This is a genomic window from Salibacter sp. (assembly GCF_031581065.1).
In the GTDB taxonomy this organism is placed as follows: domain Bacteria; phylum Bacteroidota; class Bacteroidia; order Flavobacteriales_G; family Salibacteraceae; genus Salibacter.
Window position 1 is genome coordinate 1 of record NZ_JAVLBN010000064.1, and the last position, 9,428, is coordinate 9,428.

The 9,428-nt window shown below is 42.7% G+C and carries 8 protein-coding genes; 2 read left to right on the forward strand and 6 right to left on the reverse strand.

Annotated features, from left to right (window positions below; genetic code table 11):
* Positions 1 to 234: 234 nt before the first annotated feature.
* On the reverse strand, positions 235 to 1,044 hold the full coding sequence (locus RI557_RS10805; protein ID WP_310683732.1) for a 5'-nucleotidase, lipoprotein e(P4) family: 810 nt from the start codon (positions 1,042 to 1,044) through the stop codon (positions 235 to 237).
* A 99-nt stretch (positions 1,045 to 1,143) separates the two neighbouring features.
* Here RI557_RS10805 and RI557_RS10810 point away from each other — a divergent pair, with 99 nt between their 5' ends.
* On the forward strand, positions 1,144 to 2,019 hold the full coding sequence (locus tag RI557_RS10810; RefSeq protein ID WP_310668977.1) for a bile acid:sodium symporter family protein: 876 nt from the start codon (positions 1,144 to 1,146) through the stop codon (positions 2,017 to 2,019).
* Positions 2,020 to 2,077: 58 nt separating this feature from the next.
* A complete protein-coding gene (locus RI557_RS10815) occupies positions 2,078 to 2,671 on the forward strand; it encodes a TlpA disulfide reductase family protein (RefSeq protein WP_310668976.1) in 594 nt (197 codons plus the stop codon).
* Positions 2,672 to 2,673: 2 nt separating this feature from the next.
* Here the strand turns inward: RI557_RS10815 and RI557_RS10820 are convergent, their stop codons facing one another.
* Genes RI557_RS10820 through guaB form a run of 5 tightly spaced genes read right to left on the reverse strand, consistent with a single transcriptional unit; the run spans position 2,674 to position 9,327 of the window.
* The gene (locus tag RI557_RS10820; RefSeq protein ID WP_310668975.1) at positions 2,674 to 3,651 is read right to left on the reverse strand and encodes a MoxR family ATPase; all 978 of its coding nucleotides are present in this window, start codon (positions 3,649 to 3,651) and stop codon (positions 2,674 to 2,676) included.
* 6 nt (positions 3,652 to 3,657) lie between these two features.
* Positions 3,658 to 5,013 (reverse strand): peptidylprolyl isomerase, encoded by a 1,356-nt coding sequence (locus RI557_RS10825; RefSeq protein ID WP_310683734.1) that lies wholly within the window; start codon positions 5,011 to 5,013, stop codon positions 3,658 to 3,660.
* Positions 5,013 to 5,822, reverse strand: a complete 810-nt coding sequence (locus tag RI557_RS10830; RefSeq protein WP_310683736.1) for a hypothetical protein — start codon at positions 5,820 to 5,822, stop codon at positions 5,013 to 5,015. The genes RI557_RS10825 and RI557_RS10830 overlap by 1 nt, the downstream gene beginning before the upstream one ends.
* 42 nt (positions 5,823 to 5,864) lie before the next feature.
* Positions 5,865 to 7,844 carry a peptidylprolyl isomerase gene (locus RI557_RS10835; RefSeq protein WP_310683737.1) on the reverse strand — a complete coding sequence of 660 codons (1,980 nt, stop codon included), beginning with the start codon at positions 7,842 to 7,844 and terminating at the stop codon, positions 5,865 to 5,867.
* Between the two features lie 7 nt (positions 7,845 to 7,851).
* Positions 7,852 to 9,327, reverse strand: coding sequence for an IMP dehydrogenase (gene guaB / locus RI557_RS10840; RefSeq protein WP_310683739.1), 1,476 nt, complete (start codon positions 9,325 to 9,327; stop codon positions 7,852 to 7,854).
* Positions 9,328 to 9,428: the final 101 nt, after the last annotated feature.

Genomic DNA, 9,428 nt, shown 5'->3' on the forward strand with positions numbered 1-9,428 from the left:
CAAAAATCCTGATCGAGTTCCGCTTCGAAACGCGACTACGCACATCCGCTGCATATCGCTGACTGATGAGACGTAACCTACGAATTGACTTTTTGGTTAATTGTTCAGTTAAGGATCGCTTGTTTTTTCTTAGCCTCGACCTCAACCTCGACCTTGACCTTACTACTGACGCTATCGGTCAGCACTTTCATCACCTGACGCTTTAGGTCAGTGCTTCCAGCTCAACCTCAACTCTTAGTAAAACTCAACCTTCTCCAACTTATCAATCCTCATTTGATTTTTTGCAGCCTCTGATGTGTCGCGGTTGTAGTCGAGTAGGGCAGCGTCCCATTTACCGTACATCGGGTTGGGGAAGATGAAGAATTCGGTGCCAAATCTCGAAGAAGAATTCATGACTGTTTCGTTTCGCTGGGCAGTTGTACCGTGATCCCATTCAGATCCAAAATCACCGAGGTTATCACCACAAAACAACAAGATGTCGTATCCCTGATTCATGATCGAATCTCTTCGTGGCTGTTTATCTGAAGTACTCGATTTTAGGTGAAAATGATCCGGTTCTGACTGTGGCATTCCCAAATCTTTCATGTTTTTCACAGTCGGTTCCAACCTGTTTACACGCCTGTTACTGAGGTAAAAAATCGTAACATCCAGGCTATCGGCTAGTTGGAGAAACGCTTTTGATCCCGGTACAGATTTGGCTTTTCCCATGGCTGTCCACTTTTGCCACGTTTCGGTGGTGTACGGTTTGTTATTCGAAATTTGCCAGGCGGTGTAAGGCGAATTATCCAGCACGGTTTCATCGAGGTCTAACACAACGGCAGGCTTGAGGGAATCTGAGTTATAATCGGCAATCTTTTCGGTCAGAGCCCTACCAGCGAGCTGATACGTTTGCAAACAAACCGCACGGTACTCAGCCGACTGCTGTGTGTAAGCGGTTGCGCTCAAAAAGCTGAGCTGGTTGTTCGGTTCTGACTGTGGTGATTTTACAGGCTGACAACTAGCAAAAGCTGCTAAAACTGTTAGTGCAAGTATGAAGTGACGCATAATTCAAATTTTGGCAATTATACTACGATGCGCAAAATTAGCCTGATCTTTGACTTTAAATTATCGTAAATTGCCTTTCTTCGAGCCAAAGAAACGTAAATGGCAAACTCCGATTCACTTTTAATGCCTATCGCGATTGGAATCATCATGTTGGGGATTGGTCTCAATTTGGAGTTTGACAATTTCAAAACGGTTTTTAAGAAGCCAAAATCCATGATTTCCGGACTGGTAGGGCAAATGATTGTTGTGCCATTGGTGGCTTTCATTATTGCCTGGATTTACCCTCTCGACCCAATTTACAAAGTGGGACTTGTTCTGATTGCTGCCTGCCCGGGCGGAACTGCTTCAAATCTGGTGACGTACATCCTGAAAGGTAAAACGGAGCTATCTGTTTCGCTTACGACTATCAATAGCTTTATTATCGTATTTAGCATTCCGCTCATTGTTCAGCTGGCTCTGAATGTGTTTTTGGGAAAAGATCAACCTGTTGATGTTTCGTTTTCCAGTACGGCCGGAGAAGTGACCAGTACAGTATTGTTGCCGGTTTTAGTGGGAATGACGATCAATCATTACAAACCTGAATTTACTTCAAAGTTGAGAGAACCACTCCGTTATATTTTGCCCGCTATTCTGTTGTTGGTTTTTGGTTATGTGTTGTTCTCCACTGATAAAGATACATTTGGTGTGAGTGAGTTTGTACAGCTCGCTGTTCCCGGCCTTCTGTTGAATTTAGCTGTAATGATGATATCCTTTCTGGCTCTAAAACGAATATTGAAGTCGAGAGAATCTATATACACAATTGCCATTGAAATGGGGCTGCAGAATAGTGCCCTGGCTATTTTCATTGCTACGAATGTCATTGAAAACAACCAAATGGCTTTGATCGCTGTGGTTTACAGTTCGTTTTCGTTTTTCTCGACTTTTATTATTGCCTGGATTTACAAATACAGAGTTTCTAAAAATAACAAATCGTGATGTATGTCACTGCTCACGGAACTTGTTTATCAGAATTTCGCGGTAGATTAGTTTAAAAATGAAGATCTTTTCAAATAAAGAAACCAAAAAAGAAGTAATCAACTGGGCTATTTTCATCTCAGTTGCACTTTTTCTCTACTTCAGTGGCCTGTATAAGCCTTTGATCAGCGGTGTGCAAAGCGTAATACTATCAACCGGAATCATTCAGCCCGATACCGACAAAAAACCAATAGATGCGAGCGGACCGGTTTCAATGAAGTTGATGAATGAAAGGGGAGAGGTCGTAAATCTCGCAGACCTCAGGGGGAAAGTAGTATTTGTGAATTTTTGGGCTACCTGGTGTCCGCCCTGCAAAGCTGAAATGCCCGGAATTCAGGAGTTGTATGAGGAAGTAAAAAGTGACGATATAGTTTTTGTGATGCTCTCGCGCGATCGCGAGTTTCAAAAAGCAATTGATTTCAAACACGATGAAGCGTATTCGTTCCCTGTTTTTGCGGCAGCGAGCAACATTCCCCAACAGTTTACCGGAAGCGCAATACCGCGGACTTACATCCTGAACAAAAAAGGAGAAGTGGTTTCAGCCAAAAGCGGGATGGCCAAGTACAACACTTCTTCTTTCAAAGACTTTTTACAGGAACTCGCTAAAGAATAGTTTTAACGCTGATTTTTGAGCTCTTCAATAATTTTCTCGATTGAATAACCTTCTGCCTCAGCCTTGTAGTTTTTCACCATTCTGTGTCGTAAGATTGGTGTAGCAACTGCACGAACATCTTCGTTGTCAGGCGAGTATTTGCCGTTGATCAAAGCGTGACATTTAGCTCCCATAATCAGGTATTGTGAAGCACGCGGACCAGCACCCCAGCTGATATAGTCTTTTACGAGTTGCGGAGCGCGATCACCTTCCGGTCTGGTCATGGCTGTGAGGTTTACCGCGTATTCCATCACATTATCGGTTACCGGCACTTTGCGAACGAGCTGCTGGAAATACTTGATTTCCTCAGCATCCATCACTGAATTGACAGCTACTTTTTTGTCGGTTGTTGTGGCTTTAACCACATCAACTTCTTCCTGGAATGAAGGGTAATCGACCCAAATGTTGAACATGAAACGGTCTAGCTGAGCCTCTGGTAGAGGATAAGTTCCTTCTTGCTCAATCGGGTTTTGAGTGGCTAAAACAAAGAAAGGTTCTTCGAGTTGGTGAGTTTCACCACCGGCAGTAACTGATTTTTCCTGCATCGCTTCGAGAAGCGCAGCCTGCGTTTTAGGCGGAGTTCGGTTGATCTCATCTGCAAGGACAACATTTGCGAAAACAGGACCTTTCACGAATTTGAAATTGCGCTCTTTGTCCAGTATTTCAGATCCGATGATATCACTGGGCATGAGGTCTGGCGTAAATTGGATCCGACTGAACTTGAGGCCAAGAGATTTTGAGATCGTATTGACCAAAAGTGTTTTTGCGAGTCCGGGAACACCAACGAGCAAAGCGTGACCGCCACTAAAGATCGAGATCACGATGTCTTTCACAACCTCTTGCTGACCGATAATGACTTTGCCTATTTCTTCGTTAAGTGCTTTATATTTTGCTGAAAATGCTTCTGCAGCTTCAACTTCGTCTTTGTATTTATTTTCCATATTGTATCAGAGCCATGAGTGTTCAAATGAGCATTCTCTATACTGCTCATTGATTTTGATGTAAGTAGATTTAATTTTTCCCTGAATCCATTCGTCAATTAACTTTTTTTGCTTTTCAGCTTTTGTGACACTTTGAATTCGTTGATAATCGTCTTCCAGGTTAGCGCGGTGTGGTTCGTAAACCGTGTCAAGTCTAACGATTCTGTATGCTTTAGAGCCATCTTTTTTGTTGTACACAACAGGTTTTGAAATTTCGCCCGGCTCCATTTTATCGAGCACGAAGAAGAGGTTTGGATCAACTTCACTCATTTGGTTCATTTCAAAACGGGCAGAGCCGGATGATTCGTTGATGATTTTACCACCGTTTTTGCTCGATTTTTCATCTGTGCTCACTTTTTCAGCCATATCTGCGAAAGAAATAGACTCATTTTCGGTTATGATATTTCTTATTGAGTCGAGCTTCGCTTTAGCGCGGGTAAGGTCAGATCCGGAAACTTTTGGTTTCAAAAGAATGTGACGGGCGTTAACCTGCTGACCTTTCTTTTCGATTACTTTAATCAGGTGGAAACCGAACTTTGTTTCTACAATGCCCGATACTTCGCCCGGTTCAAGACTGAATGCTGCTGCGGCAAATTCAGGAACGAGCATACCGCGTTTCATGAATCCGAGTTCACCGTTTTTCTCGGCACTTCCCTGATCCTCAGAGTAGAGGTAGGCGAGCGTTCCAAAATCCTCACCATCCATAACGCGCTCTCTGAGCTCGCGTAACTTTTGCCTGGTTGACTCTTTCTCTTCTTCGTTGATCTGGGGATCGATGACAATGTGAGAAACTTCAACCTGAGCGTTGATGTAAGGGAGGCTATCGGGGTCTATGCTGTTGTAAAACTCTCTCACATCTTTAGGTGTTACCTGCACATCTTTTGAGAGTTGTTGTTGCATTTGCTGAATGGTCATTTGATCTTTGATGAGATCGTAAAACTCGTCTTTGATCTTGGCGATTGATTTACCGTAAAACTCTTCGAGTTTTTCTACTGAGCCAATCTGTTGAACAAAATAATCGATACGTCTTGATAGCTCTGAGTTCACCTGGCTTTCCTGCACTTCAATGGAGTCGATTTTTGCCTGGTCGAGGAGGAGCTTGTTGTACATCAAGTCCTCCATTACCGTACATTTTGTGTTTTCATTGACAGGGTTTCCGCTCTGCCTGTACTGCGTCATTTTATTCTCTAAATCTGATCGCAGGATGATTTCATCAGCTACCACAGCAATAACACCGTCAATTACTTTGTTTTGCTCGGGCTGTGCTTCGGTTCTGACCGAAAGTGTTACGATAAATAAGAGTAGTGCTATTAATTTCTTCATCAGTAAATTTCGAAGTTATTTTTTCGTTCTGCCTCAGCAAATAAATCGTCTTTTAAATTTTTGACAAATTCGACTTTTCGCTGATTCAAAATGATGCTTTTTATTTTATCGTGTTCAAGCGACAGGGGACTTGTGCTGTCTTTCAACCTGTAGTCTAAAACTCGCAAAATGTGTTTGTATTGTCCGTGCTCGAGCTCAAATATTTTATTCTTGCGAAGGAATTTTTCGCGGTTGTAATCTTCAACCGGAATCTCTTTCAAAAGATCATCGAGGTAGAGCCATTTATTTTCATCGAGGTAGAAGTTGTGGGCAAACTGGTAGCAATAGTCCTCAACCTTGCGTAATGACTCAGTGTCATCAGCTAAGATATTCGACTTGAGTTCGTCTACACGCGGAGCATTTGTATCCACTTTCACGTAGTAAACCTTGATGATATAGTCTTTGAGCTGAAAGTTTTTCTTGTTGTTTTGGTAATAAGTCTTGATTTCAGCTTCAGTGACTGTGGTGTCGAGTTTTTGACTGAGGAGCTCATTTTGATAAGTGTAAATGAGCAAGTCATTTCGGTATTCTTCGAGTTTCTTTTCTACATTTTTCTTTTCGCCCGGTAGATTGCTCTCAGCCTGGTAAACGAGTATTTGCTTTTCGATCCAGTTTTTGATGAGGCTGTGGGCCATGACCGTACTGTCCTCGTCAGATAAGCTGTTGGGGATATTTTGAGCCAGCTCATCAGCGTACAAGTACCTGTCATAGGCTCGTGCAACCGGCTCTCTTTCCTCTTCATTAGCGTTGAAAAGATTACACGATTGCATCAACAAAGCGAGCGATAATATGTAGATCAGTTTGTCGATAGCTTATTTTTTCTCGTATTCTTTTTCAAGCTTTTCAAGAACTTCCTGATTCACCTCATAGTCATATTTGTTGCGAAGTTCCTCGATCCAGTCTTTTTCCAGTTTTTCCTGGTAATCGGTGATTACAATTCCGCGAGCTTCTTTGAGTTTCTTTTCTTCAGGCTCTAGAACCTCTTCAACATCAACAATAACAAAGCTTCCATCGTGTTCAGCTATTTTTGAAACTCCCTTTTTCCATTTGATATCGGTCAGAACCGGGCGCTGATCAGCCGAGTAAGTTCCTTGCTGAATTTTCACTGCAAGCGCGTTGTCTTTGTTCAGTTTGGCTTCGATAGCCGAGTCTGATGCGTTTTCTTCCAGTAGGTCAACAACCTGTTTTGCTCCGTCTTTATCAGAGCAGGTGTAAATTGTTCCTTTCACACGCTTTGGCCACATGTACTCACTTTTACGAGTAGAGTAGAAGGCTTTGAGTCCGGTAGTATCGTTGATTGCCTTTTTCCAAACCTTTGTTTCCATGAGGTCAAAAAGGAGGATACCATCGTGATACTCGTTGTAAAGCGCTTCGTATTCAGGATATTTCTCTGTCAGAATAGACTTTTCATAAGCCAAAATTTCATTTGTCTTAAAATCTTTGAAGAAAGAGTTGACAGCCATTTTCAAATCCATCGGCTTCACGTGGCGTCTCTTAGCGAGGAATTGCGCAAAATCTTGCTGAGTCCATTTAACTTTCTTGTTTCCGTATTCCTTATCGTTGAGTTGCATGGTTTTTTTGTCCATTCCCTCAGCATTATCAGCACTCCAGTCGCCAACAAAAACTGAAGAATCGAGGACGTCAACCATCGCGTCAATATTCTTTTGGTAAACTTTTACGTTGTACTCATCAGCCAGTTTATTGGCGAGAGAAACTTTACTGTCAGATCCGCGTCCATCGCGCTCAACCTGGCGCTCGATAAAATCTCTTTCCTCTTCAAACGAGCCGATTTCATCTTTGCTGATACGTTTTACGATGTGCCAGCCGTATTCAGTTTTAAATGGCTCGCTGTAATCGCCATCGTTTTCCAATCCGAATGCTGCATCTTCAAATTCAGGAACCATTCTGCCAGCTCCAAACTTTGGAAGTTCGCCACCTTTTCTCGCAGATCCGCGATCTTCAGAATAAGTGCGGGCTAATCTTTCAAAGCTTTCACCGTTTTCGAGTTGTTCGTAAACTTCGTCTATCTTCTTTTTAGCCTCGTCTTCTTTGGTTTGTTTTTCATCATCGTGCTTGATGAGGATATGAGCAGCTTTCACCTCACCAATTGCATCGCGTTTGTCGTTCACTTTCACAAGGTGGTAACCAAATCTGGTTCTGACCGGTTTAGAAACTTCTCCTACAGGCGTTTCGTAAGCTGCCGTTTCAAATGGGTAAACCATTCTGAAAGCTGAGAACCAACCGAGTTTTCCTTTATTCTTTTGGGCAGATGGATCTTGAGAGTGTTCTGCAGCAAGCACTTCAAAATCAACTCCGCTTTTGGCTTTGTTGTACACTTTCATGGCGGTTTTGTAAGCCTTTAGAGTGTCTTCAGGAGTTGGATTTTTAGGTATGCGGAATAAGATGTGGCTTGCATTCACATCTTTTTGCATGCGCTCGTAGCCTTCTTTAACCAAATGATCGATGTATTCCTGATCTGTTAAATAGGGTTTTTGAAGTTGATCGATGTAACTACCCAACTCTTTTTGGAAAGCCTTTGAGGTGTCGAGTCCCATCGTTTCAGCTTCTCTCACTTTGAGCTTGAAATTGATGAACAGGTCCATGTATTCGCTAACGGTCTTCTTATCAACCGTAGTTTTGTTGTTGTTCTTGTTGTAGATGCGTTCAAATTCATGAACGGTGATTTCTTCATCTTCAACTTTCAAAATGGTAGCGCTCTTTTTAACCTGAGCTGTTGCTAGAGTGGAGGCAATAACGGCTCCGACCAAAAGGATTGATTTGATCTTATTCATTGCTTTATTATTTTCTTGAGTAATTAGGTGCTTCTCTCGTGATGGTTACATCGTGTGGGTGTCCTTCGATAGCACTTGCCGGAGTAATTTTCACGAACTGTGCTTCCTGAAGTGAAGGAATATCTTTTGCTCCGCAGTATCCCATTCCGGCTCTTATACCGCCAATTTGCTGGTAGAGAACCTCTGATATACTGCCTTTAAATGGTACACGGCCTGAGATTCCTTCAGGTACGAGTTTTTTAATGTCGTCTTCAGCGTCCTGGAAGTAACGATCTTTAGAACCTTTTTGCATGGCTTCAATTGATCCCATTCCGCGGTACGACTTGAATTTTCTTCCTTCGTAGATAATCGTTTCACCCGGTGACTCTTCAGTACCGGCAAATAACGAGCCGGCCATGATGCTGCTCGCTCCGGCTGCTAATGCCTTTACGATATCTCCTGTAAAGCGGATGCCGCCATCGGCAATGAGTGGAATATCGGTTTTGGCTAATTCACCTGAAACTTCCAGAATAGCGCTCAGTTGAGGGAATCCGACTCCGGCAATAACGCGAGTTGTGCAAATAGAACCCGGGCCAATTCCCACTTTAACTCCATCAGCTCCGGCATCAACAAGGTCACGAGCCGCTTCAGCAGTTGCGATGTTTCCAACAATTACATCAACTTTATCTGTGATAGAATTTTTAACAGTTTTGAGCGCTTCGATTACACCTCTTGAGTGACCGTGCGCTGTATCAATGATTACAGCATCAACACCTGCATCAACAAGTGCGTTAACGCGCTCCATCATGTCGGCAGTGATGCCTACAGCAGCAGCTACACGCAAGCGACCGTATTGATCTTTACAGGCATTTGGCTTAATACGTGCTTTTATAATATCCTTGAAAGTGATGAGTCCGGTTAGTTTGCCATTATCGTCAACTACCGGAAGCTTTTCGATTTTATTTTTTTGGAGAATGTCTTCTGCCTTTTCAAGATCATCATTTTGAGAGATAGTAATGAGGTTGTTTTTTGTCATTACCTCTGTGATAGGGCGTTGCATGTTTTTCTCAAAGCGAAGGTCGCGGTTTGTTACAATTCCAACGAGTTCTTCGTTTTCTTTGACAACCGGGATACCACCAATAGAGTGCTCTTTCATCATTTGAAGTGCGTCAGTTACGAGTCCGTCAATGCTTATCGTGAGCGGATCCTGAATCATTCCGCTCTCGCTACGCTTTACTTTGCGTACTTCAGCAGCCTGAGCCTTAATGTTCATGCTCTTGTGGAGAACGCCAATTCCGCCTTCCTGTGCAATAGCAATTGCCAGGGCAGATTCAGTAACCGTATCCATAGCTGCTGAAACGATTGGTGTTTTGAGTGTTATGTTGCGTGAAAATTTTGACGAGATGTCCACCTCACGAGGCAATACCTCAGAGTAGCGAGGTACTAATAAAACATCATCGTAAGTTAACCCTTCGTATTTAATCTTGTTGGTTGAAACTGACATAAGCACTCCTTTTGTATATCACGTGTTAAAAATTGCACAAAAGTAGCGATTTATATAGGAAACAAGATGTAAAAAAATGTTATTGGTTTGTGATATTGGGG